The 23,350-nt window shown below is 73.1% G+C and carries 26 protein-coding genes; 11 read left to right on the top strand and 15 right to left on the bottom strand.

The genetic code is table 11. The annotated features are described in order from the left end of the window. Positions 1-23 precede the first annotated feature (23 nt). On the top strand, positions 24-521 hold the full coding sequence (locus HD595_RS19950) for a carboxymuconolactone decarboxylase family protein (RefSeq protein WP_253771181.1): 498 nt from the start codon (positions 24-26) through the stop codon (positions 519-521). An 80-nt stretch (positions 522-601) separates the two neighbouring features. Here HD595_RS19950 and HD595_RS19945 read toward each other — a convergent pair whose 3' ends face one another. After that, on the bottom strand, positions 602-1,486 hold the full coding sequence (locus HD595_RS19945) for a sigma-70 family RNA polymerase sigma factor (RefSeq protein WP_308211189.1): 885 nt from the start codon (positions 1,484-1,486) through the stop codon (positions 602-604). 135 nt (positions 1,487-1,621) lie between these two features. On the opposite strand from HD595_RS19945, the gene HD595_RS19940 reads away from it, so the two are divergent. Beyond that, complete coding sequence (locus HD595_RS19940; RefSeq protein WP_253771179.1) at positions 1,622-2,080, top strand: carboxymuconolactone decarboxylase family protein; 459 nt, start codon at positions 1,622-1,624, stop codon at positions 2,078-2,080. Between the two features lie 28 nt (positions 2,081-2,108). After that, a complete protein-coding gene (locus HD595_RS19935) occupies positions 2,109-2,549 on the top strand; it encodes a DoxX family protein (RefSeq protein ID WP_253771177.1) in 441 nt (146 codons plus the stop codon). Positions 2,550-2,634: 85 nt separating this feature from the next. On the opposite strand, the gene HD595_RS19930 is transcribed toward HD595_RS19935, so the two are convergent. Continuing rightward, entirely contained in the window at positions 2,635-3,018 is a 384-nt protein-coding gene (locus tag HD595_RS19930; protein WP_253771175.1) for an antibiotic biosynthesis monooxygenase family protein, read from the bottom strand. Positions 3,019-3,049: 31 nt separating this feature from the next. After that, positions 3,050-3,721 (bottom strand): NAD(P)-dependent oxidoreductase, encoded by a 672-nt coding sequence (locus HD595_RS19925; RefSeq protein ID WP_253771173.1) that lies wholly within the window; start codon positions 3,719-3,721, stop codon positions 3,050-3,052. Between the two features lie 232 nt (positions 3,722-3,953). Between HD595_RS19925 and HD595_RS19920 the strand changes: the two genes are divergently transcribed. Together HD595_RS19920 and HD595_RS19915 are read left to right on the top strand one after the other, a co-directional pair. Then, positions 3,954-4,802, top strand: a complete 849-nt coding sequence (locus HD595_RS19920; RefSeq protein WP_253771171.1) for a DoxX family protein — start codon at positions 3,954-3,956, stop codon at positions 4,800-4,802. Then, positions 4,799-5,149, top strand: coding sequence for an avidin-fold protein (locus HD595_RS19915; protein ID WP_253771169.1), 351 nt, complete (start codon positions 4,799-4,801; stop codon positions 5,147-5,149). The genes HD595_RS19920 and HD595_RS19915 overlap by 4 nt, the downstream gene beginning before the upstream one ends. A 19-nt stretch (positions 5,150-5,168) precedes the next feature. Here the strand turns inward: HD595_RS19915 and HD595_RS19910 are convergent, their stop codons facing one another. Further along, the gene (locus HD595_RS19910; RefSeq protein WP_253771168.1) at positions 5,169-5,468 is read right to left on the bottom strand and encodes a hypothetical protein; all 300 of its coding nucleotides are present in this window, start codon (positions 5,466-5,468) and stop codon (positions 5,169-5,171) included. A 576-nt stretch (positions 5,469-6,044) separates the two neighbouring features. Between HD595_RS19910 and HD595_RS19905 the strand changes: the two genes are divergently transcribed. Further along, entirely contained in the window at positions 6,045-7,511 is a 1,467-nt protein-coding gene (locus tag HD595_RS19905; protein WP_253771166.1) for a sialidase family protein, read from the top strand. 154 nt (positions 7,512-7,665) lie between these two features. On the opposite strand, the gene HD595_RS19900 is transcribed toward HD595_RS19905, so the two are convergent. After that, a complete protein-coding gene (locus tag HD595_RS19900) occupies positions 7,666-7,869 on the bottom strand; it encodes a hypothetical protein (RefSeq protein WP_253771164.1) in 204 nt (67 codons plus the stop codon). 47 nt (positions 7,870-7,916) lie between these two features. Between HD595_RS19900 and HD595_RS19895 the strand changes: the two genes are divergently transcribed. Further along, positions 7,917-8,405 (top strand): hypothetical protein, encoded by a 489-nt coding sequence (locus HD595_RS19895; RefSeq protein ID WP_253771162.1) that lies wholly within the window; start codon positions 7,917-7,919, stop codon positions 8,403-8,405. An 8-nt stretch (positions 8,406-8,413) separates the two neighbouring features. On the opposite strand, the gene HD595_RS19890 is transcribed toward HD595_RS19895, so the two are convergent. From HD595_RS19890 to HD595_RS19860, 7 genes are all read right to left on the bottom strand, one after another. Beyond that, positions 8,414-8,833, bottom strand: coding sequence for a DUF6010 family protein (locus tag HD595_RS19890; protein ID WP_253771160.1), 420 nt, complete (start codon positions 8,831-8,833; stop codon positions 8,414-8,416). Positions 8,834-9,048: 215 nt separating this feature from the next. Then, positions 9,049-10,425, bottom strand: a complete 1,377-nt coding sequence (locus tag HD595_RS19885) for a serine/threonine-protein kinase (RefSeq protein WP_253771158.1) — start codon at positions 10,423-10,425, stop codon at positions 9,049-9,051. 115 nt (positions 10,426-10,540) lie between these two features. After that, a complete protein-coding gene (locus tag HD595_RS19880) occupies positions 10,541-11,023 on the bottom strand; it encodes a S26 family signal peptidase (RefSeq protein WP_253771156.1) in 483 nt (160 codons plus the stop codon). Further along, positions 11,020-12,942, bottom strand: a complete 1,923-nt coding sequence (locus HD595_RS19875; protein WP_308211188.1) for an ABC transporter ATP-binding protein — start codon at positions 12,940-12,942, stop codon at positions 11,020-11,022. The genes HD595_RS19880 and HD595_RS19875 overlap by 4 nt, the downstream gene beginning before the upstream one ends. Further along, a complete protein-coding gene (locus HD595_RS19870; RefSeq protein ID WP_253771154.1) occupies positions 12,939-13,496 on the bottom strand; it encodes a TlpA family protein disulfide reductase in 558 nt (185 codons plus the stop codon). Before HD595_RS19870 ends, HD595_RS19875 begins: the two co-directional genes overlap by 4 nt. A gap of 160 nt (positions 13,497-13,656) precedes the next feature. Then, positions 13,657-13,836 carry a hypothetical protein gene (locus HD595_RS19865; RefSeq protein WP_253771153.1) on the bottom strand — a complete coding sequence of 60 codons (180 nt, stop codon included), beginning with the start codon at positions 13,834-13,836 and terminating at the stop codon, positions 13,657-13,659. A gap of 107 nt (positions 13,837-13,943) precedes the next feature. After that, positions 13,944-16,712 carry an ATP-binding protein gene (locus HD595_RS19860; protein ID WP_253771151.1) on the bottom strand — a complete coding sequence of 923 codons (2,769 nt, stop codon included), beginning with the start codon at positions 16,710-16,712 and terminating at the stop codon, positions 13,944-13,946. A 191-nt stretch (positions 16,713-16,903) separates the two neighbouring features. On the opposite strand from HD595_RS19860, the gene HD595_RS19855 reads away from it, so the two are divergent. The 3 genes from HD595_RS19855 to HD595_RS19845 are packed head-to-tail and all read left to right on the top strand — an operon-like array spanning position 16,904 to position 19,029. Further along, entirely contained in the window at positions 16,904-17,713 is an 810-nt protein-coding gene (locus tag HD595_RS19855; RefSeq protein ID WP_253771149.1) for an NAD(P)H-binding protein, read from the top strand. Between the two features lie 31 nt (positions 17,714-17,744). Next, positions 17,745-18,140: a pyridoxamine 5'-phosphate oxidase family protein gene (locus HD595_RS19850; protein WP_253771147.1), complete on the top strand. Its 396-nt coding sequence runs from the start codon at positions 17,745-17,747 to the stop codon at positions 18,138-18,140. Between the two features lie 10 nt (positions 18,141-18,150). Next, positions 18,151-19,029 (top strand): haloalkane dehalogenase, encoded by an 879-nt coding sequence (locus tag HD595_RS19845; RefSeq protein WP_253771145.1) that lies wholly within the window; start codon positions 18,151-18,153, stop codon positions 19,027-19,029. Here HD595_RS19845 and HD595_RS19840 read toward each other — a convergent pair. Further along, on the bottom strand, positions 19,019-19,165 hold the full coding sequence (locus tag HD595_RS19840) for a hypothetical protein (RefSeq protein WP_253771143.1): 147 nt from the start codon (positions 19,163-19,165) through the stop codon (positions 19,019-19,021). The genes HD595_RS19845 and HD595_RS19840 overlap by 11 nt on opposite strands. 104 nt (positions 19,166-19,269) lie before the next feature. Here HD595_RS19840 and HD595_RS19835 point away from each other — a divergent pair, with 104 nt between their 5' ends. After that, on the top strand, positions 19,270-20,682 hold the full coding sequence (locus tag HD595_RS19835) for a flavin monoamine oxidase family protein (protein WP_253771141.1): 1,413 nt from the start codon (positions 19,270-19,272) through the stop codon (positions 20,680-20,682). A 43-nt stretch (positions 20,683-20,725) separates the two neighbouring features. Here HD595_RS19835 and HD595_RS19830 read toward each other — a convergent pair whose 3' ends face one another. Together HD595_RS19830 and HD595_RS19825 are read right to left on the bottom strand one after the other, a co-directional pair. Next, positions 20,726-21,010: a hypothetical protein gene (locus tag HD595_RS19830; protein ID WP_253771138.1), complete on the bottom strand. Its 285-nt coding sequence runs from the start codon at positions 21,008-21,010 to the stop codon at positions 20,726-20,728. A 59-nt stretch (positions 21,011-21,069) separates the two neighbouring features. Then, positions 21,070-23,190 (bottom strand): thioesterase domain-containing protein, encoded by a 2,121-nt coding sequence (locus HD595_RS19825; RefSeq protein ID WP_253771137.1) that lies wholly within the window; start codon positions 23,188-23,190, stop codon positions 21,070-21,072. Positions 23,191-23,350: the final 160 nt, after the last annotated feature.

Raw genomic sequence — 23,350 nt, 5'->3', positions numbered from 1 at the left:
GTTCAGAAAGGAATCCCATCACCATGACCAGCACCGAGCAGCAGCACCGCCAGTCGCGCCTGTCCAACCCCGCCGTGCTCGTCCCCGAGCTGAAGGACATCGGCGGCCCCATGTTCAGGGCGACCGGCAACGGCTCCATCCCGGAGACCACCATCAGCCTGCTCCAGCTGCGCGCCGGGCAGATCGTCGGCAACACGTACCTGACGGTCCTGCACACCGGCAACCTCCGCAAGGCCGGCGAAGCGGAGGAGCGCATCACCGCCGTGGCGTCCTGGCAGGACGCCCCCTACTTCACCGACGCCGAGCGCGTCGCGCTCGCCTTGGTGGAGGCCGTCCTCACCGCGAACCCGACCGGCGAGCGCGTCTCCGACGAGCTGTACGAGCGGGCGCGCGAGCACTACGACGAGAAGGCCCTCGCCACGCTCATCATGGCCATCGGCCAGGTCTGCTTCTTCATCCCCCTGGCCCTCATCGGCAAGCCGCTGCCCGGTGTGTCGCCGACGGAGCAGTGGAGGCAGTAACCGGCGGACTCGCTCAGGGTGAGGACGCGGTGCCCGCGCCTCACCCTGAGCACTTCCCTGTTCGGCCGGCGAGGGGCGGCCTACCCGCCGAGCATCACCAGGTCGACGTCCTCCAGGTACTCGGGGTCGGCGAGCAGGTCGACATGGGTGATCCGGTCGTTCGCGATGGTGAAGGCGAAGACGACCCGTGGCCGTCCGCCCGGCGCCCAGACCAGACCCGGCACCCCGTCGATGAGCGCGAGCTCGGCGGCCTGGGCCCGGCCGGCGAACGTCTCCGCCACGCCGTCCGCCCCGCGTACCAGGCTCGACGCGCCGGAGAGCACGGCGGTGCGGTCCGCGCTGATCTCCACGTCGGGGTCGAGCAGCGCGAGCAGGGCCGCGAAGTCTCCGTCGCGTGACGCGGCCCGGAAGGCGGCGACGATCTCCCGCTGTCTGACGGAGTCGGTCCCGCCCTCCGGGGTCGTCGGGTGCTGGACGCGCCGGCGGGCGCGGCTGGCCAGTTGCCGGGCCGCGGCCGGCGAACGGTTCACGATCAACGCGATCTCACCGAACGGCACCGCGAACATGTCGTGCAGGACGAACGCGATCCGTTCCGCCGGCGCGAGCATGTCGAGCACCACCAGCAGAGCCAGGCCGACCGAGTCGGCGACGACCACCTCGTGCTCGGGGTCGTCCGCCTCGCGAAGGCCGGCCATCGGGTCCGGACCGGAGACACGTAGCGGCTCCTCGCGGCGCGTCCGGCGATCGCGCAGCATGCTCAGCGCCACCCGCGCGACGATCGTGGTGAGCCAGCCCGGAACGTTCCGCACGTCCTCCGCGCCGGCGCGGCTGAGCCGCAGCCATGCCTCCTGGAGCGCGTCGTCGGCCTCGCTCGACGAGCCGAGCAGCCGGTAGGCCACCGCCCACAGATGGTCGCGATGCTGCTGGAACCAACCGGCCAGCAGCTCCTTCTCCTCCATGACCATGACGCCGTCCCTCTCGTGCTCTCTGCAACAGATGACGCAAACGACCGCGGAGATGTGACAGACGGCGCGCTGTCACAACCTTCCCTCGGGGCGCGTCATCAGGGCGGAAGTCCAGCCCATGGAGCGGAGAAACACATGCAGACACGGATGAAGAATCCCGCCGTCGTCCTGCCGGCGGCGATGGCCCCCATCCAGGAGCTCTTCAAGGCCGCCCGTACGGGCGGCGTGCCGGAGACCACGCTGGGGCTGGTGCACCTGCGCGCCAGCCAGATCAACGGGTGCGGCCCCTGCGTGGAGTCGGGGGTCCGTAGCGCCAGGAAGAGCGGCGAGAGCGACGAGCGGACGGGGCTGGTCGTGGCCTGGCGAGAGACGCCGTACTTCACCGACGCCGAGCGGGCCGCGCTGGCCCTCACGGAGGCCGCCACCCGGCTCGCCGACCGCAGCGACCCGGTCCCCGACGACATCTGGGACGAGGCGGCCCGGCATTACGACGAGGCGGGGCTGGCCGCGATCATCCTGATGGCCGCGGTCACGAACCTGTCGAACCGGCTCAACGTCACCACCCGGCAGCTCGCCGGCCAGAAGTGGGGCTGAGCCGCATGGCGAACACGACGGAGTGCTCATGACCGCACGTACCTGGCCACGACGGCTGGCCACGATCCTCTACTGGTATCTGGCCGCGTCGTTCTTCATCGGCTTCGTCACCAAGTTCTGGCCCGGGCCGACCTTCTTCGGTCCGGCCTACGCGGAGAAGTTCGTCGACTGGGGCTGGCCGCCGTGGATGCGGTTCGTGGTCGGCGCCCTGGAGCTCGTCCTCGGGCTGATGATGCTCGTCCCGCGGCGGCGGGTCAGGTTCATCGGCGCGGCGGGGCTGGTGTTCGTGCTGATCGGCGCGGTGACGACGCACCTCATCGACGTCGCGCCCTGGTATGAGGAGGTGTCGGCGCCGCTGCACCTGACCATCATGATCGGCGTGGCGCTGGCGAACTGGCCGGCGGACTGGCGGGACCTTCTCCACCCTCTCGACGAGCGGAGCATCCGCCGGGCGTCGACCGTCCGGTAGGGGACTCCGGTCGCCTGCCGTACACAACACCGTGGCCCGGGCATCCGCGTCTCCTTCAGCGGATGCCCGGGCCACGGCGCCGGCTTCAGATCGTTGCGGCGCTTCCGTCGTCGGAGGGCTGGAGGTCGACGATGACCTCGTAGATGCTGGGCCGCGCGGTGATGTGCAGACCGGGATCATTGAGCAGCCGCTGGGCGCTCTCCTGCCATTCGGGCCTGCTCAGCGCCTCTTCGAGCTGCCTCCCGCTCTCCCAGTGGGCCACATTGACGTACCGCAGCTCGGCGTCGTCGATCATCGACCGGTGCAGCCGGGCGCGGACGAATCCGGGTTGCCTCGCCATGATCTCGGCGTTCTCCATCCACAGCGGCAGGAACGTCTCCGACTCCTCCACCGGGACGGTGAAGGCGTTGATCATGGTGATCGGCTCGTCGACCGGCGTCTCGGTACGGGTGATCGGTACTTCGTTCATGATTTCTCCCTTGTGGTCGGTGATGAGGGGGTCAGTTAGCCATGCCGATGACCTGCTCGACCGTGTCCGGCCGGTCGAGCACCGCGAGCATGGCGTGGGCCACGTCGGCGCGTGAGACGTACCGGCCGCCCGGCACGTTCTGTCCCACCGCCGTCCGGTAGGCGCCGGTCACCGGCTTGTCGGTCAGCTGCACCGGCCGGAGCACCGTCCAGTCCAGGCCGCTGTCGCGCACGTCGTCCTCCATGACGGCCAGGTCGAGGTACTGCGGACGGAGCGCGGCCTTGACGATCGGATACACCAGGTAGCGCAGGAACGGCCCGTCGCCGGGGTCGTGCCGGGGCGGGTTGGGACGGCCGGGAGAGGGGGTGGTGCCCACCGGCGCGGCGCTCACCACGACCAGCCGACGGGTCCCGGCGGCGCGCATCGCGGCGAGGATCGCCCTGGTGCCTCTGGAGGCCACCCCGGCCGCGGCGTTGTTCGGCGGGCCGAGCGCCGACAGAACGGCGTCGGCTCCTTCGACGGCGGGCAGCAGGGTTCCGACGTCGGCCGTGGCCAGGTCGGCGGCACGCACGACGCGGACCGGCTTGCCGTCCAGCTTGGCCGGATTCCGTACGACGGCCGTCACGTCGTGCCCCTTGGCCAGAGCCTGGTCGAGCAACTGCCGGCCGACGCCGCCACTGGCGCCGAAGACGGTGAGTTTCATGGACGAATCCCTCCGGGTTCGTGGAAAGAGGGTTGCCGGGGCAGGTGATCCCCGCTCGTGGACGGCGACCGGCGGGAGAGCCTCGGAGAGACGCGGCCGGGCCCGTTCCGTCGCCTCCATGACTCCGCGCGCGGCGGAAATGTGACAGCGGGAGTGGTCACATTCTTCGGGTTTCCGGAGTCATGGTCATGACCAGCGGACGGCCGTTGGTGTGACCCGAGAGGAGTACGCCTTGTCCGAAGGCGCGAAGACGATCACGCCGATGCGCGTCCTCGATTCCGACACCGGCTCCCGCGTTCGCGGCATCCTCTACTGGCTGACCACGGCGATCATCGCTCTGGAGTCGGCGGTGGGCGGCGTGTGGGACGTGCTGCGGACCGACTACGTCCGTGACGTGTTGGAGCGGCAGTTGGGCTACCCGTGGTACGTGGCCGTCATCCTGGGGGTGTGGAAGATCCCCGGCGCGCTCATCCTGGTGGCCCGGCGCTTCCCCCGGCTGAAGGAATGGGTCTACGCGGGAGCGATCTTCGTCTATACGGGCGCCGCGGCCTCGCACTTCTTCGTGGGCAACGTCGGCACGGGCATCGGCCCGCTGGGCTTCGCCGCCATCACGATGATCTCCTGGGCGCTGCGGCCGGCGAGCCGCCGCCACCCGGCGCCGTACTCCGCCGCCGATCTGTTCCCGGGCGTTCCGCGGCGAAACACGGCGACGACGATCGCCTTCTGGGTGGTCTCACTGAGCTTCACGGGCGCGTTGCTGAGCGGTGGTGTGGCCGACCTGATTCATCGCCCGGAAACCGTCGGAGGCATGGTGGCCCTGGGCTACCCCGGGTATTTCCTGTACGTCATCGGCTTCTGGAAGGTGCTGGCGCCCGCGGCGATCCTGCTGCCGGGATTCACCCGGCTGAAGGAATGGGCGTACGCGGGCGCGTTCTTCAACTTCTCCGGCGCCGTCACCTCTCACCTGGTGTCGGGCTCGGCGTGGTACCACGTCGCCTACACATCGCTCTTCGCGCTGTGCACCCTCGCCTCCTGGGCACTTCGCCCGGGCAACCGGGTCCTCGGCAGGAGGCTTTCATGACGGTTCCTTCACTGGACGGCCGCCGCTTCCGCGCGGTCGCGGATGTGGCAGGCGGCGAGGTCGGCACCGAGACGATCTTCACCTATCACCAGGACGGCAGCGAGATCTGGGGCACCTACGCGGGCGGCTCAGTCCGTCGCGGCTTCCTCGTCGGCACCCTCGACGGCGACCGCGTCGACTTCCGCTACACCCAGCTCAACCTGGCGGGCGAGACCTCCAGCGGTCACTGCGTATCCCGCATCACGGTGCTGGCCGACGGACGTCTGCGACTGGACGAGTCATGGGAGTGGGAGTCCCGCCCGGGCAGCGGAAGCAGCGCGGTGGAAGAGGTCGTCGACACGACCTGATGGGGCGCCACGGGGGTTCTCAGGTGGGTTTGCACAGCCGGTTGAGCTCCGCGATGTCCGTGTTGATGTCCGCGATCACCTCGTTGGGGTCGCTGACGACCATGCCGGTCAGGCGGAAGTTCAGCTCCTGGAACTCGCGGGACAGCAGACTGATCTTCTGTCCCACCACTCCCTGCGCGTCGAGGACCGCGCTCATCAGGTCCTGGCCCGCCTGCTGAGCCGCCGCCGCCTGGCTGCTGCGGACGGTCCCGGCGTTCCGGCGGTATGCGGTCAGCGCCTCCGCCGCTTCGTCGCAGCCGCCGGGCCGGACCGGTGCCACCAGTGGGGACGAGTCCGGCACCTCGGAAGTGGGGCTCGGCGGCGGTTCGGGCGTGCTGGGCTCATGCGTGGGACGCCGGGTCCTTGACGTATGCCGGGGGGTGGGGACCGGGTCCGGAGACGATGACTCCGGGGCCGGAGTGGGGACCACCGTGTCGGGCTGCGGCTGGGGTTGGGGCTGTGGAACCGGAGTCGGCGGCGCCAGGTAGGCGATCAGCGCGACCACGGCCGCGATCGCACCCGCCATGGCGCTCACCGCTGTCCAGTTCAAACCGGAGCCTGCTCCTCCGCCCGCTGATCCGCTTCCCGTCATGGCCTCATCGTGGCCGAGCCGCCGCGCTCGGTCCAGAACGCCGCCCTGCCGATCTCCTCGATCCGGCCTCGCCTGTCGAGCGAGTCAGGGTGGACTTGCCCGCGCTGACGAGACCTCTCCACCGCAGTCATGAATAACGGACAGGACGAAACTGATCTTCTGCAGTACCCTGCCCTTGATCGTTTGCCTGGCTCACCGGGTACGCCCCGCGCCCAGGCGAGGCGGTAACGCGCCCTCTAGTCACAGCGAAGATGAGGAAAGCACGTGATCCGACGCTCCAGGGCATCCTTAGTCGCAGCGGCCGTCCTGCTGGCCTGCGCCGTTGCCCAGCCCGCTTCCGCGGATGATGCCGCATCTCCCACGTCCGCCGCCGTACGGCCCGTCTCGGGCTTCAGCCCGCTGCCCGCGAACTGCGGGCTTCCCCCCGCCGACGGCTACACGCTGAACCCCAACACCGAGGTCCTGCCCATGCTGGCGCGGGACCCCAACCGTCCGTGGCACCTCGTCACGGTGTTCCAGCAGGACCGCTGGAACCGGTACGGCAGCAACGGCGCGGTCACCGCCGTGTCGGAGGACTACGGCCGCACCTGGCAGCCGTCCGAGAACCTGCCCGCCTTCTCCCGGTGCAACGGCGGCACGACCGCCAACGGCGGGGACTACGACGTCACGACCGACAACTGGGTCACGGTCGCACCGACGGGCACCGCGGTGGCCGCGTCGTTCTCTCTGTCCCGTACCGGCGACGTGACCGCCATCCTGGTCTCCCGGTCCGCTGACGGCGGCTGGACGTGGGACACGCCGGTCACCCTGCAGCGCGACGACAACCCGCGGTTCTTCAACGACCGCCCCTCGGTGACCGCGGACCCGTACCACCCGGGCGTGATCTACGCGGTGTGGGACCGCATCGACAACCAGTCGACCGACACCACCGAGAACTGGGTACAGCCGATCTACTTGGCCAAGTCGACCGACGACGGACGCACCTGGACCACCAGCAAGGTGTACGACGTGCCCACCAACAGCGGCGTCATCGGCACCCAGCTCGTGCCGCTCCCGGACGGGACGCTGCTGATCGGCATGCACCACGAGACCGACACCGAGGGCGCCACCCAGGTCATCCGCTCCACCGACGGCGGCCGCACCTGGTCGGCGCCGACGCTGAACGTTCCGGCCCCGCTCGCGGTGGGCCCCCGCATCCCGGACCCCGACAACTCGGGAGACCCGGTGCGTAACGCCTCCCTGCCGCTGCTGGCCGCCCAGCCGGGCACCCAGGTGGTGAACGCGGTCTGGCAGAGCCAGGACTCCGACGGCACCTTCCACGTGGCCTACTCGCGGTCGACCGACGGCGGGAAGAAGTGGTCCAGCCCGGTCCGCGTGGACCGGACGCCCACCGGCTCCGCCGCCGTGCCGGCCGTCGCGGTGTCCCGTACGGGGACCGTGGCGGTCACGTACTACGACTTCCGCAACAACACGTCCGACCCCGCCACCCTGCCCACCGACTTCTGGGCCGTGACGTGCGCCAAGAGCTGCACGACGCCCGGGGCGTGGCGCGAGCAGCACATCGAGGGGCCGTTCGACGCGCGGAAGGTCCCGGCGACGAGCGCGGGACGCCTGGTCGGGGACTACACCGGCCTGGTCTCGACCGGCACGGGCTTCACGGCCACGTACAGCGTCGCCACCGGCGACACCGCCAACCCGGTGGACGTCCACAGCGCCGTCTTCTCCGGCTGAGGCGGCAGCCGCTTCAGCCGCTGGACGAGTACGCCCGTAACACCACGGGGGCCGGCGGCCGGCCGGGAGCACATCGCCCGGCCGGCCGCCCGGCCGTGGGGCCGCCGCGGACGGCGACTGGCCGGTCGTGGAGAACACCGACCTTTCAGGCCGCCTACGTGTCGCTCGCTTCTCCCGCGATGTGGCGGACATCTCGGCAGCCCGGCGGCTCGAAGTCGATGCCGTTCTCGTCCAGCGCGTTGTAGACCGTTATCCGGCCGTCCCGAAAGACGAAACTGACCGCCACCGTGCCTTGAGCCATGTCATTTCCCACGTACTCGAGAAGCTCGACCGCACGCAACTCCTGCCCCTCCAGCACGGCCGCTTCCGGAAACGCATTGTCGCGCCACGGTCTATGGTGGCCGCATGAATCCACAGGCTGTGGACTGGGCGGCCATTCCTGGGCCGAAGTGGTACCGGCCTGAGGACATCGTGAAAGCCTTCGACGACTTGCTCGGCAGCGCGAGCAGTGACCGGGACGAGGGATACGGAATTCGGTCGGCGTTGGGAAACGACCACGCGGGGACGCTCTACCCGGCCGCCGTCGCAGGGACCGACCTGTTGTTGGAGGTCATCGCCGACCATCCCGGACTGCCGAGGCGCATCGCCCTTTGCGTCCTGCTCGATTGGTGGGGGTGTTTCCAACCTGAACCAGGCTTCGAGTCGTACACCGGCCAGGAAGGCGAGACGATCGACGTCATCGCGGCGATCGTGGAGCGCGTCGGACGAGCAGCCGGAACCCTGCGAGCGATCGCCGAACGCGACCCTGATACCCGCGGACTCATCCGAGAGCTGATCACAGCCCACAGTCATGGATGGACGGTCGCCGATCCCACGGCCCATCTCCTGGCTTGATGCAGCGGTCAGACCTGCGGTGCGTCCTCCGCCCTGCGGGACAGGCGGTCGCGGAGTCGGCCCAGCACCGACGGCCCACCGGCGAAGCACCACAGCGCGATCACCGGGTCGCAGATGGCGCAGCCGAAGGAGGAGAGCGGGGCGAAGGGCAGGAGGGGGCTGTCGCCGAGGTGGTGCAGGACGTCCCAGGTGGTGTGGAGCAGCCAGCCGATGCCGATCCACGTCCAGCTGCTGAGCCCGCGGTAGGCGACGTAGGTCATGACGATCGGCAGGATGAACTCCGCGTACCCGAGGCCGCCTCCGCTGAGGTAGGCGGCGCCCGCGCCGGCGACCAGCACGGCGTTGACGAGGCGGCGCTGCGGCTCGGGGATCAGGGAGACGAGGGTGACGGCGATCAGTCCGATGACGATGGGCATGATGATGGACATGGGAGGTCGCGTTCCGTTCTGAGGTGAGGGCGTGCCGGCCACGTTAGGGCGGCCCGCCACCGGCTCCCATGGGCTGGATCGACAACTTCCAACGGATTCTCGCCATCGACCGCGCCACCGGCAGGAAACGCTCGCGCCTACGTCTCCGCCGGCCGTTCGGCGGAGCGAGAAGAAGGTCGCGTCTCGCCGGTCCCGGTCAGCTCAGCCGCGAAGGATCAGCATGTCTGCGGGATGCACGTGAACGGGTTCTCCAGGGTGGGCTGCTGCCATGGCGGGGGTGGGGCGGCGGTGGTCTCGGGGGCCCGGTCGGGGACGGTGTCGGCGGTGGGGTCGGTGGTCGCGTCGCGCCGGGGTTCGTCGTTGGGCGGCGTGACCACGTGTCTGCCCGTGCGGGCGGGCTTCGCGGTCGGGGCCGGGGTCCTGAAGTGGGGCGTCCGCTTGGGGGCCGGGGGCGGGGTCCGGCTTTCCTTCTTCGTGGACATCGCCGGGGACGCCGCCGTGGCGGCGGCCGTGGTGGGTCGTGCCGAGGGCTGGGACGTCGTCTCCGCCACGGCGGGTGACGAGCCGACCGGGTCGTCGCCGCCGGGTTTGACCAGCACCGCAACCGTCACGAGGAGCGCCGCCGCCGCCGCGCCGCCGGCGATGGTGACGGCCAGCGTACGGCGGCGGCTTCGGCCCCGAGCCGTCGGCGAGTCCACGGGCCGCCCGGGAGGCGCCCCTGAGCCGGCCAGGGCGGTGGGCGGCGCAGGGTGTTCGGGAGGCGGCAGCGACCGCCCGAGGGGGCGCCCGGGGTGGGAGGTCAGTCCGGCGACCAGGTCCTCCGCGCTGGGTCGCCGGGCCGGGTCCTTGGACAGGCCGGCGGTGACGAGGGCGAGCAGCGTCCCGTCCAGCCCGGTGAGCATCGGTTCCTGGTTGAGGATGCGGTTGATCACGGCCGGGGTGGAGTCGGCGCCGAACGCGGGGCGTCCCGAGGCGGCGAACACCATGGTCACGCCCCATGCGAAGACGTCGGCCGCCTCCGTCACCGCCTCCCCGCCGAGCTGCTCCGGCGCGAGGTAGGACGGGGTTCCCATCGTCGATCCGGTCGAGGAGACGCCCGGCGCGTCCAGAGCGCGGGCGATGCCGAAGTCGATCACGACGGGACCTTCCGGCCCCATCAGGATGTTGGCGGGCTTGAAGTCCCGGTGCAGGATGCCCGCGCGGTGGATGGCGGCCAGCGCGGTGGCGGTGCTGATCGCCAGGCGTTCCAGCGCGGCGCCGCGGCGCGGCCCCTCCCCGGTGACCAGTTCGCGCAGCGAGGGCCCGGGAACGTACTCGCTGACGATGTACGGCCGCCGGCCCGCGAGGTCGGCGTGGAGCACGGGCGCGGTGGAGAACCGGGCCACGCGCCGGGCGAGCTCGACCTCGCGCAGGAACCTGGTCCGCGCCTCGGGGTCACTGAGCAGGCCGTGGTGGAGGAGCTTGACGGCGACCTGTTCGCCGGTCGCCGTCCGTCCCAGGTAGACGACGCCCTGGCCGCCCTCTCCGAGGCGTGCCGTGATGTCGTACGGGCCCAGCCGCCGCGGATCGTCGTCCATCAGCGGTTGGTTCACTCTGGCCCCCCAGAACGCGTCAACACTGCATGAAAGGTATCAGCGAGGCCCTCGGGGCGTCCCCCGATCACCGTCAAGTCTCCCGGTCGCGGTCAAGCCTCCCACGAGGCGTGTGTCATGGCTGGCCGACCTTGCGGAGCACCACGCCGAGAAGGCGGTCCGTCGTCATATATCCGGCGTGGCGGGAGTCGTGGGACCTGTCCGGGTTGTCGCCCAGTACCACCAGGTGGCCGTCAGGCACCCGCGTCCCCGGCGCCGTGCGCAGCGCCGGCACCGTCTCCCGCGGTATCGGGTCGCCCGGCACGGCCGCCACCCTCTTGACGATCCAGCGCGGGCTCTTCCACGCCTCCTCCCCCGCCTCGTCCCCGGGCGTTCCGTCCGCGCGCGGCCGGTGGGCGTGACCGGCGAGAACCACGACCTGCCCGCCGCGCAGGGAGCGGGCCGACGCGCGCCGCACCACCAGCCGCTCCCCCGGCCGGTACGTCGGCAGCATGCTCTCCCCGTGAACGGTCACCACCACGTACCGCCGCCGCAGCACCCACACCACGGCCAGCGCCACGACGACACACGCGGCCGCCACCACGACGACGCCGATCACCGCGCCACCCCCGTCCCGGCCTCCGAAGCGCCGACGGGCTCCGCGACGTCGTCCCGGTAGCCGGCGGCCTGCCGGGTGAACAACCGGGCGTAAGCGCCGCCGTCCGCCAGCAGCGAGGCGTGCGTGCCCTCCTCGGTCACGCGCCCGTCGCCCAGCACCACGATCCGGTCGGCTTCACGGATCGCGCCGAGCCGGTGGGAGATCACCACACTGGTACGGCCGGACCGCAGCAGCGCGAGCCGGCTGTGGATCTCGTGCTCGGCCTCGGGGTCGAGGCCGGAGCTGGGCTCGTCGAGGATCATCAGGTCCCGGTCGCTGCGCAGGAACGCCCGCGCCAGCGCCAGCCGCTGCCACTGCCCACCCGAGAGCAGCACACCCGAGGCCGACCCTTCCGAGGCCGGCTCCCCCGCGAACGAGTCCTCCGCATCCGCCTCGTCCTCCGGGTCCTGGTCGAACTCGCGGCTCAGCAGCGTGTCGTAGCCGCGGGGCAAGGCCGCGACGGCGTCGTGAACCCCGGCCTCCCGCGCCGCCCGCTCGATCCGCGTCCGGTCCTGGGCGGCGCCCAGGTCACCCACCGCGATGTTGTCGGCCGCAGTCAGCTCGTACGCCACGAAGTCCTGGAAGACCGCGCCGACACGGGAGCGCAGCGTCTCCGGCGGCACGTCGCGGATGTCCACACCGTCCCACAGGATCGCGCCACGCGTCGGGTCGTAGAACCGGCACAGCAGCTTCACCAGCGTGCTCTTGCCGGCGCCGTTGAGGCCGACGAGCGCGACCGTGCAGCCGTGCGGGATGAACAGGTCGACGCCGCGCAGGACCCACGGATGGTCCTCTCCGTAGCGGAACCACACGTCGCGCAGCTCGATGCCGCGGCGCAGCGCGGGAAGCGACCGGGAGTCGCGCGGCTCGGGCAGGTCGTGCCCGGCGGACACGATCGTGACGTGATGGCGGAACGTCAGGAGCTGCTCGTGGGCCATCACCCCGGCCGACACCATGATGTTCAGCGCCGACTGGACACCGGTGACCGCCGCGACGAACATCGCCACGTCCCCCACGCCGAGCTCGCCGCGCCCGGCCGCGAGGATCGTCCAGACCAGTCCCACGCCGGCCACGCCCGCCGAGAGCGCCGACAGGCTCGCCTGCACGACGAACTCCCGCCGGTCCGTCCGGCGGCGGGCGGCGTCGGCGGTCCGCAGCTCGGCCAGCATGCGAAGGCGCAGGAAGTCGCCGAGGGCGAACAGGCGGATCTCCTTGGCGGCGTCCGCGGTCGCCATCAGTTGCGCGTAGAACGCCTCACGGCGCTCGGCCGGCCCGATCCGCCACAGCATCGCGACCCGCCGGCGCGACATGCGCAGCTCGATGAACAGCGCCGGCACGGCCGACAACAGGACCAGGGCGGTGAACACGGGGCTGATCAGCGCCAGGGAGCCGACGAACCCGGCGACGGTCACCGCGCTGCGCGTGGCGGAGGTGGCGGTGTCCACCAGCCTGCCCGGGTTGGCGGCGCTCATCTGGGCCAGGCGCAGCCGGTCCAGGAAGGCGGGGCTCTCGAACCGGGCCAGTCCGGTGAAGCGGGTCACCGCCGCGAACAGCTCGTCCTTGGCGCGCAGCGCCGCCCGGCGGTCCACCTCGGCGCGTACGTACTGCGTGGCGTGCGCGGCCGCGGCGGCGACGGTCGTCACGACGGCGATCGCCACCGCCAGGCCGAGCAGCACGGTGGTCCGGCCGTGCGCCAGGCCGTCCAGCACCGCCTTCGTCAGCCAGGCCAGGGCGACCGGGGCGGCGGCCCCCACGAGGGTGACCGCCATGTACCCGAGGACGTGGGCCGGCGCCGCCCGCCACACCATCCCGGCCGCGCGGACCGCGCATCCCGCCAGGCCGTGGGGCGCCGGCGGCGCGTCCGGCCGGCGGCTGGTCACGCCGGCGACCCGGCCGGCAGCCGAGAGACCTTGGGCACCGTCGCGAGGAGCCTGCCGCCCGCGCCGACCTGGTAGAAGGTCGGGAACGCCTGCAGCTTGAACGCCTCGGCGACCTGCGGCGGCGTCGCGTCCTCCACGATCACCCGCGCCACGGGCGACAGCGTCGAGACCAGGTGGGCGACGTCGCCCTCGCGGCCGTCGACCACCGCCACCACGCGGGAGCGGTCCTGACCGGCCGCCCAGGAGGCCAGCTCGGGGAGCTGCTCCCGGCAGCCCGCGCAGTCCGGCGACAGGAACGCGACGACGGTGCCGTCGGCCAGGCCGTCGCGCGTCACGTGGTCGCCGTCCACGGTGGTCGCGTCGAAGTCGCCGACGGCCTCGCCCACGGCCAGGCCGGCGTTCGTCCCGGGCATGCCGCCGGAGGCGACGACTTCGTACAGGGCGTCGATGAGCTTCGTGTGCTCCTTGATCCGCCGGACCACCCCGAGGGTCAGCAGCAGGTCCACCAGGCACAGGAGGCCCACGACGACCACGATGGCGATCAGATAGGGCACAGGACACCTCCGTGTCGAAAGATCATGAGGGTGTGCCCGGCGGCGGACGGCCGCCGCCGGGCACGGTCATCGCGACGGGCTCGTCACCGTGGGGACGGGCGCGGGCGGCCTGGGGGCCGCGGCCCGCGCGCGTCGCGGGGACGTGCGTCCAGGGGTGCCGTCAGGCGCAGTCCCTGGTGGACACGCAGCCGCCGCAGTGCTGGCCGCCGCTCGGGTAGTAGCAGCAGTACTTCTTGGTGGACCGGTTGCAGCACTGGTAGTCGCAGTCCGTCGCCCGAGCCGCGGTGTGGGGCGCGAACAGCTCCAGGAGCCGGTCGGCCATCTTGTTCATGACGCGCATGGAACCTCCCAATCGACGCTCCGGGCGTGGCTTCCCGCGCCCGGCGCGGCGGGAGCGACGGCTCACCTCACGAGGTCGCCGTCCCGCCGCTCGTCGCTGAGACTGCGTCAGAGGTCTGAGCGATTTCTCAATGATTTCTCAACGGCCGCTCCGTGCTGACCATGGGCGGCGACGCGGTCGCGTACCGTACGGGCCCGGGCGTCGCCGACGGCGTCGTAGCACCGGGCCGCCCGCTCCCAGGCGTCCAGGGCGGCCGCGGTGTCGCCCGCCGCCACGTGGGCCTCGCCCAGGCGGACCAGCGTCTCGGCGGCCGGGTACAAATCGTCGCACCAGCGGAACAGCTCCACCGCCCGCTCGTAGCAGACCACCGCCTGGGCGTGCTCGCCCATGGTCTGCAGGATGTACGCGATGCTGTCCCAGGCGTGCGCCTCGCCCTGGGCGTACCCGTGCTCGGCCAGGATGCGCTGCGCCCGGCGGCAGTCGGCCAGGGCCCGCTCGTGGTCGCCGTTCTGGGCGCGCAGCCAGCCCGCGTTGTTCAACGCCCGCGCCTCGCCGACGACGTCGCCGGCCCGCCGGAACAGATCCCGCGCGCCCAGCAGGCGGTCCAGCGCCTCGCCGGGTCGCACCACGGTGAGCGAGGCCGACAGGCCCAGGTGGACGTGCGCCTCCAGGACCGGTTCGTCGAGCGACCGGTGCAGGTCGACCGCCCGCTCGAAGTGCTCGACCGCCTCCTTGTGGCCGCCGAGCCTGGCGTGGGCGCGGGCGATGCTGTTGTGGCAGCGGGCCCGGGCGAGCGGGTCGCCGGCCCGGCCGGCCGCCTCCAGCGCCACGGCCTGGACGCGCAGGATCTGCTCCCACGGGCCGCGGCGCTGCATGAACTCCGCGAACGCCCACGCCAGCTCGTACGCGTGCCGGTCCAGCCCGGCCCCGGTCGCCTCCGCCAGCAGCCCGGGCAGCGCCACGACCTCGTCGGCGTACCAGCGCAGGGCATCGGCCCGCCCGGCGAAGCGCTCCGCCACGGCCCCTCGCGCCCGGGGGCGCACGTCGAGCTTCTCGCGGTGGGGGTAGCAGACCTCGCTCGCGGCGCACGCCGAGTGCAGGTAGTAGTCGAGCAGCCGCCGCGTGGCCCCGCGCCGCACCGACCGGCTCTCGGCGGCCCGCTCCTGCTCCGCCGCGTACGCGCGCAGCAGGTCGTGCAGCCGCAGCCGGCCGGGCGCGCGGACGTCGACCAGGTTGGCGCGTTCGAGCCGGGCGACCAGCTCCCTGGCCCGGTCCACCGGCACGGCGGCCAGGCTCGCCGCCGCGGCGAGCGGCAGGTGGGGGCCCGGGTGGCGGCCGAGGCGGCGGAACAGCCGGATCGCCGGCTCGGGCAGGTCCCGGTACGAGCGGCCGAACACGGTGCGCAGGTCGATGGCCGGGTCGCTGTGGGCGAACGGCTCCAGATCGGCGCCGCTCCGGGCGAGGTCGGCGGCGACCTCGGGCAGCGACTGGTCGGCGCGTCCGGCCAGTTGGGCCGCGACGATGGCCAGGGCCAGCGGCAGCCGGCCGCACCGGTCAATGATCTGCTCCGTGGCCTCCGGCTCGGCCGCCAGCCGGGGCTCGCCCAGGCGCGCGGCCAGCAGGCGGTGGGCGTCGTCGTCGGGCAGGACGCCCAGCCGTACCAGGGAAGCGCCCTCGGCGACCGCGAGGCCGGACAGCTCGGCGCGGCTGGTGATCAGCGTCATGCAGCCCGGCGCGGTGGCCAGCAGGGGGCGCACCTGCTCGGCGCCGTGGGCGTCGTCGAGCACGACGAGGATGCGGCGGGAGGCCAGCAGGCTGCGGTAGAGCCCGACCCGGGCCTCGACGCCCGACGGCATCTGCGCCTCGGGGATGCCGAGCGCGCCGAGGAAGCGGGGCAGGATCACGGCGGCGTCGGCGGCGTCGACCCCGCTGAGGTCGGCGTAGAGCTGCCCGTCGGGGAAGCGGTCGCGGTTCAGGTGCGCCCAGTGCAGCGCGAGGGATGACTTGCCCACCCCCGGCGGTCCGGAGATGGCGCAGATCGCGGCGGTCGCCGGCGGGTCGCCGGTCGCGACGGCGGCCAGCCGGTCGAGCTCCGCGGCCCGCCCGACGAAGAACCGGAGATCGACCGGTAACTGGGCGGGGACCACGCCGGCGGTCTCGGCCGCGTCGCCGGACAGCAGCAGCATCCGGTGCACGCGGCGTAACTCCGTGCCGGGCTCGACGCCCAGCTCCTCGGCCAGCGTCTGGCGCACCCGGGCGAAGTGCGCCAGCGCCTCGGCGGTCCGTCCCCACGCGTGCAGCGCCTCGATGAGCGCGGCCGCCAGCAACTCGTCCAGCGGGTACTCGTCGGCCAGCGGCGACAGCGCCGCGACGGCCGCGGCGGCGTCGCGGCCGGTCATCAGCCGCGCCCAGCGCAGCGCGGCCTCCTTGCGCTCGTCGCGCAGGCGGCTGCGGGCCCGTTCGGCCCACTCGCCGGGCAGGCCGGTCAACGGGTCGCCGCGCCACAGCGCGAGGGCCTCGCCGAGCAGCGGGGCCGGGTCGGGGTCGGCCATCGCCTGGTCGGCGAGGCCGCGGAACCTCGACACGTCCACCGCGGACTCGTCCACGTCGAGCAGGTAGCCGCCGAGCCGGTGGACGACCGCGCCGTCGTCGCCGAGGATCTCGCGGCGGATGCGGGTGATGACCGTGTAGAGGGTGTGCCGCGCGCCGGCCGGGACCTGGTCGCCCCACACGCGGGCGAGCAGCGACTCGACCGGCACGACCCGGCCGGCCTCCCAGGCGAGCGCGGCGAGCGCGAGCGCGACCTGCGGGGGCCGCACGGGCCGGGGCCGGCCCGCGCGCTCCACCTCGACGGGTCCGAGCAATCGAATCAGCACGGCGTCCATCCCTTGCTCGTGGATCTTCGAGCGTAACGAAGGCGGCGGTGCCGGCGCCGTCGGTTCGGCCGCGCCGACGATCTTTCGTCGGAGAAGTTAGTCATTCGACTGACTTGCTGTGGACACCGACCCTCACGACCCGCTAGGGTTCCTTTCAGTCAGCCAAATAACTAACTCTTAGGAGAGACAATATGATCGTCGTCACCGGAGCCACCGGCAACGTCGGCCGCGCGCTCGTCGCCACCCTCGCCGCCGCCGGCGAGCAGGTCACGGCCGTCTCCCGCCAGGCCGCCCAGGTCCCCGACGGAGTACGGCACCACCGCGCCGACCTGGACGACCCCGCGAGCCTGCGGCCCGCCCTGGACGGCGCCGCGGCGCTCTTCCTGCTCGTGGCGGGCGGCGACCCGCACGCGATCCTCAAGGAGGCCGCGGGCGTCGGGCGGATCGTGCTGCTGTCCTCGCAGGGCGCCGGCACCCGGCCCGAGGTCTACCGGCACCCGGTCCAGTACGAGGAGGCCGTGCGCGAGTCGGGCGCGGACTTCACGATCCTGCGGCCGGGCGGCTTCGCCTCCAACTCCTTCGCCTGGGCCGAGTCCATCCGGACCACGCGCACCGCCGCCGCGCCCTTCGGCGACGTCGGCCTGCCCGCCATCGACCCGGCCGACATCGCCGAGGTCGCCGCCGCGGTGCTGCGCGAGCCCGGGCACGCGGGCCGTACGTACGAGCTGAGCGGACCCGCGCCCGTCACCCCGCGCGAGCGGGCGGCCGCGATCGGCGCGGCCCTCGGCGAGCCGGTGCGGTTCGTCGAGCAGACCCGCGAGGAGGCGCGGGCGCAGTTGCTCCAGGTGATGCCCGAGCCCGTCGTCGAGGGGACGCTGGCGATCCTCGGCACGCCCACGGCGGCCGAGCAGGCCGTCAGCCCCGACGTCGAGCGCGTGCTCGGCCGCGCGCCGCGCACCTTCGCCGACTGGGCCGCCCGCAACGTGGCGGCCTTCCGATGAGCACCACCGCCCACGACCTGGCCGCCTTCCGATGAGCGCCACCACCCTCCTCAGCGCCGCGGCCGAGCGCTTCCTCGCCGAGCCGCGGCTGGCCACCCTCACCACCCTGCGCCCCGACGGCTCGCCGCACGTGGTCGCGGTGCGCTTCACCTGGGACCCCGCCGCCGGCCTGGCGCGGGTCCTGACCACCGGCGCCACCCGCAAGGCCCGGAACCTGGCCCGGCCGGGCGGGCGGGTGGCGCTCTGCCAGGCGGAGGGGTTCCGGTGGGTGACGCTCGAAGGCGCCGCCACCGTCCACGACGCCCCCGACCGGGTGGCGGAGGGCGCCCGCCGTTACGCCGCCCGCTACGGGTCGCCGCCGCCGAACCCGCCCGGCCGCGTGGTCATCGAGATCGCGGTCGACCGCGTCATCCGGCTCAACCTCTAAGGAACCGATCATGCCTGTCCAGCACGTCCTCGACTCCACCATCCACTACCGGGAGTCCGGCACCGGGACGCCCCTCGTCTTCCTGCACGGCAACCCCACCAGCTCCTACCTGTGGCGCAACGTCATGCCGGCCGTGGGCGCCGGGCGGCTGCTGGCCCCCGACCTCATCGGCATGGGCGAGTCCGGCAAACCCGACATCGCCTACACCTTCGCCGACCACGCCCGCTACCTCGACGCCTGGTTCGACGCGCTCGGCCTGCGCGACGTGGTGCTGGTCGGCCACGACTGGGGCGGCGCCCTGGCCTTCGACTGGGCCGCGCGCCACCCGGACCGGGTGCGCGGCATCGCGTTCACCGAGACCATCGTCAAGCCGATGACCTGGGAGGAGTTCCCCGAGGACGGCCGCGAGCTGTTCCGGGCGATCAAGACCGAGGGCGTCGGCGAGGCCATGCTCCTGGACCACAACGCCTTCATCGAGCAGGGCCTGCCGGGCAGCACCGCGACGCCGATGTCCGAGGGCGACCTCGACGTCTACCGCAAGCCGTACCCGACGCGCGAGAGCAGGCTGCCGCTCCTGCGGTGGGCGCGCTCGATGCCGCTGGACGGCGAGCCCGCCGACGTCGTGGCCCGGGTCGAGGCGTACGACCGGTGGCTGGCGGTCAGCGCGGACGTGCCCAAGCTGATGATGACGTTCGCGCCCGGGGTGGGGGTGATGGTGCGCGACGACATGGTCGCGTGGTGCGCCGACACCATGGCGGCCCTGGAGATCGAGCGCTCCGACGCCGTCGCCGGGCACCACACGCCGGAGGACCAGCCCGCCCTGATCGCCGCGGCCGTCTCGGCCTGGGCGGACCGGCACGACCTGCGCCGACCCGCCGTCAGGTCGTGACGCCACGACCAAGGCCGGCGCAGATCGCCTCGATGACGTCGAGGTGCTGCGGCAGCGACGCGGCCGGGCGGCCCGGCTGGAACGCGCGCCGCAAGCCACCTGGCGCTCCGGTGGGCGCCCAGCTCTGGATCGTCACGTAAAGCGATTCTACAATCGCTTTACGTGACGATGAAGGAGTGTGAAACCCTGGACGAGAGCCAGTCGACGTCGTCGGCGCCCCGACCCAGTCACGATCTCCGAGTGCCGGCCGGCGTGGTCGCGACCGCCGAGCGCGGCCTGGCCGGCGGCGGCCGTCCCCGCAAGCGCGTGCTGGTCATCGGCGGCGGCATGGCCGGGCTGGTGGCCGCGTACGAGCTGATGCGCCAGGGCCACGAGCCCGTCGTGCTGGAGGCGCAGCAGCGGGTGGGCGGGCGCGTGCTCACGCTGCGCGGGTTCGCGCCCGGCCTGTACGCCGAGGCGGGCGCGATGCGCATCCCCCGCGTGCACGACCTCACCCTCGCCTACTGCGCGAAGTTCGGCCTGAAGCTGCGGCCGTTCGTCATGGGCAACCCCGCCGCCCTGGCCTACATCCAGGGCGTCAGGACCACGCTCGGGCAACTCAACGACGACCCAGGGATCGTCGACTTCGGCCTGGCCGAGCACGAGCGCGGCCGCACCTACGAGGACCTCTGGCGCACCGCCACCCAGGAGATCCACGAGCTGTACGAGCGGGAGGGCGAGAACGCGCTCGACCGCATCTGCGCCGAGTACGACCGCTACTCCATCCGCAGCTTCCTGCACGAGCGCGGGTTCTCCGAGGGCGCCGTCGAGCTCTACGGCGTCATGAGCTTCCGGGAGGCCAACCTCAACGCGGCAGTCATCGAGCAGTTCCGCGAGATCATCGGGCGGGCGTTCGAGGACATGCAGGAGATCGAGGGCGGCTGCGACCTGCTGCCGACCGCCTTCTACCACGAGCTCAGGCACCACGTCCGCTTCGGCCACGAGGTCACCGCCATCGAGCAGGACGACCACTCGGTGACCCTGCACGTCCGCACCGCCTCCGGCCGCACCACGTTCACCGGCGACTTCGCCATCTGCACGATCCCGTTCTCGGTGCTGCGCGACGTCGAGACCAGGCCCGCCTTCTCGCGCCGCAAGCAGCGCGCCATCCGCGAGCTGCACTACAACGCCTCCACCAAGATCCTGTTCCAGGTACGGCGGCCGTTCTGGGAGCGCGGCGACGGCATCGTCGGCGGCACCACGGTCACCGACCTGCCGATCCGGCGCATCTGCTACCCCTCGCACCCCGCGCCGGGCGACGAACGCGCGGTCCTGCTGGCCAGCTACACCTGGGGCCAGGACGCGCTGCGCTGGGGGGCGATGTCCCCGCAGAAGCGGATCGAGCAGGCGCTGGAGGACGTCGCCAAGATCCACCCCGAGATCCACGACCACTTCGAGTTCGGCGTCACCCACGCCTGGTACAACGACCCCTACGCGGCCGGGGCGTTCGCCCTGTTCGAGCCGCACCAGCAGACCAGCCTGCACGACGCGATCGTCGCGCCGGAGGGGCGGGTGCACTTCGCCGGCGAGCACTGCTCGCTGTGGCACGCGTGGATCGAGGGGGCGCTGGAGTCGGGGCTGAGCGCGGCACAGGCGGTGCACGAGGCTCCCTGACCTCGGACCGACGCTCGGCGCGAGGGCTTCTCGCGGGTGAGGGTCAGTGGGGGGCGGGGCGGACGCCGGCGGCGTAGTGGCGCAGGTGGGCGGCGGCCGTGGCGAGGTCGGCGGCGGCGGTCGCGCAGGCGGCCAGGTGGGCGTTCACCGCCTGGCGCAGCCAGCGCGGCGCGACGCCGCCCGCCTCCAGCCGCTCGGTGATCCCGCGCAGGCGCTCGGCGCACTCGGCCAGCGTGCGGGCGTCGGTCTCCAGGACGACGGCGTGCGCGGTGATCGACGCGGGATCGACCGGGCGCCGGGCCGATCGCCTGGCGGGGTGACGGCGCATGTGGTCCTCCGATCAGAGGGGCGACACCGGGACGGCGGCACCACGGACGGTAGGGCGGGTCAGGTGGTCGGCACCGGGACGGCGGCGTCACGCAGGGTCCGGCGGGCGGTGGCCGACACGCAGAGCAGCGGGCGGGCGCCGTCGAGGCCCAGGTCGCGGAGCAGGTGGGCCAGCGGGTGGGGCGAGCCGGGCGCGACGGTGAGCCGGAGCCGGGGCGCGGGGTGCAGCAGTGCCCGGCCACGGGCTCGTACGCAGGAGCGCAGCGTCGTGCCCGCCGCCCGCGCGTAGCCGACCAGGTCGCGCTCGCTCACCGGCAGCCCGGGACCGAGCCGCCCGCCCAGGACGAGCAGCCACTCCCCGGCACCGGAAGCCCCGGCCGTGATGTGGGCGACCCCCGTGGCCAGCCCGAACTCCAGCGGCAGCAGCGACGGCTCGCCGCCCCACAGTCGCGGCGCCAGGGCGGCGACGACGGCGGTGTCCACCACGGAGCCGGCCAGGAAGAGGCCCGAGCGCCGCCGGTCGGCCCCGCGCACCAGGTCGTACCAGCCGAGCGGCCCCCGCGCCCGCCACGGACCGGGCACCACGATCCCGACGTGGAGCTCGCGGTGGACGCCCACGCTCGTACGCCGGTTCCAGGCCGCGTGCACGGCGACGACGGCGCGGCCGGCGACCCGCACGGCGGGACCGAGCCCGGTGCCCTCCAGCAGTGCCGCCGCCACGGCCGGGTCGGCGGCGAAGTACGCGGTGAGCGCGCCGCCGTCCTGGCACCGGATCGGCAGCTCGACCCGGCCGCCCGGGCCGGGCACCGCGTGGGTGGGCACGGTGAGGAAGGGGAACCCCTCGGGTTCGGGCGGGTGGTCGAACAGCCGATAGACCTGCGAGCGCACGACCGGCCCCCGGTACGGCGCGAGGCGGCCGTCGATGTGGTCGCGGGCCTCGGGCAGGTCGGCGGCGATGTTGGCGAGGTAGCGGTCGATGCTGTGGCAGAGCGGGAACAGGTGGGTGGCGTCGGAGTAGTCCACCACGTACCAGTCGGGGTGCAGGTCGAAGCAGCCGCCGGCGCCCTGGCCGTCGAGGGTGGGGACGATGTCGTGCTGGTTGGTGACGCTGGCGACCCAGGTGCCGGGGTCGGCGGGCCGCTTGAAGTCGACGGGCGCGCCGACCGCGATGGCGTGGGTGACGGTGTGGCGGGCGCAGAAGGCGGGGTCCTGCGCGAGGTTCATGACGGCCGCGCCGCCCGCGCTGTGCCCGATCAGAGCCAGCTCGGCGCCCTCGGGCAGGCCGTAGTCGGCGACGGCCTTGGCCAGGGCGCGGCTGTACGGGCTCGCGGCCAGCACGGCGCTGCTGAAGGCGCCGAGCAGGTCCTGGGGCGAGTCGTGGTCGGGCCGTCCGGTCCGCATGCCGGGCGCCTGGACGACGTGGCGCACCACCCCGTCGGGGCCCTCGACGCTCTGGATGAGGACGCGGCCGGTGGTGCCGATCACGCTGATGTTGCCGAGGAAGCCGAGCAGGGACCCCTTCGTGGCCAGCCGCGCCGACTCGGCCTCGGCCGGCTCGACCCGGCGCGCGGCCCCCTCGCCCCTGTCGAGCACGGCGACGGCCCGGTTGCTCATGCCGGTGACCGGGTCGGCCGTGGCGTAGCCCGTTCCCGTGGCGATCAGCCAGGCGGTGGCGTCGTTGAGCGGGTTCTCGTCCAGCAGCGCCCGCAGGGCGAGGACCTCGCCGAAGACCGGGGCGAGCTGGCTGAGCACGCGCACGGCGCCGCGGTCCCTGAGCAGCGCGCGCAGGGCGCGGACGGCCTCCAGGTCGCGGTCGGCGGCGGCCGCCTCGACGAGCCGGTTGAGCATCGGGTCGCCGGTCAGCTCGGGGTGGTCGAGGGCGACGGCCGCGATCCGCAGCCGCAGCGAGGTGGCCAGGACGCGTACGGCCAGGCTCTCCGCGCCCGCGAACGCGCCGAGCGCGGCGGCCAGGGACGCGGGCCGGCCGCCGGCGGGCGCCCACCCGAGGCCCCTGCGGTCGGTGATCGCGCGCAGCAGCGCCCGCAGGGTCCGCCGGCCCGCGGAGGGGGCGTGCGGCAGGGCCTGGAGCAGGGCGGCGTCGGTGATGGCGGCCGTGGCGTGGACGGCCGCCCCGCGGATCATGACCCCGAGGTCCACCAGCTCACGCGCCGCCTCCCGCAACGACTCAGCCCCCGGACCGGCCTCGCCGCCAGCCGGATCACCCGGTGATCCCCCGGCCGCACCGGTCCCGCCGCCCGCCGAACCGCTCGACGCTTCCGAAGCCGGGCCGGCACCGTCGCCCGCCGGCCCACGCGACGGCTCCCCGGACGTGCCGGGGTCG

Origin of the sequence: Nonomuraea roseoviolacea subsp. carminata, from assembly GCF_024172185.1 — a bacterium.
Lineage (GTDB): Bacteria > Actinomycetota > Actinomycetes > Streptosporangiales > Streptosporangiaceae > Nonomuraea > Nonomuraea roseoviolacea.
The sequence above is the reverse complement of the archived record's forward strand: the minus strand, read 5'-3'. Positions and strand labels throughout refer to the sequence as shown.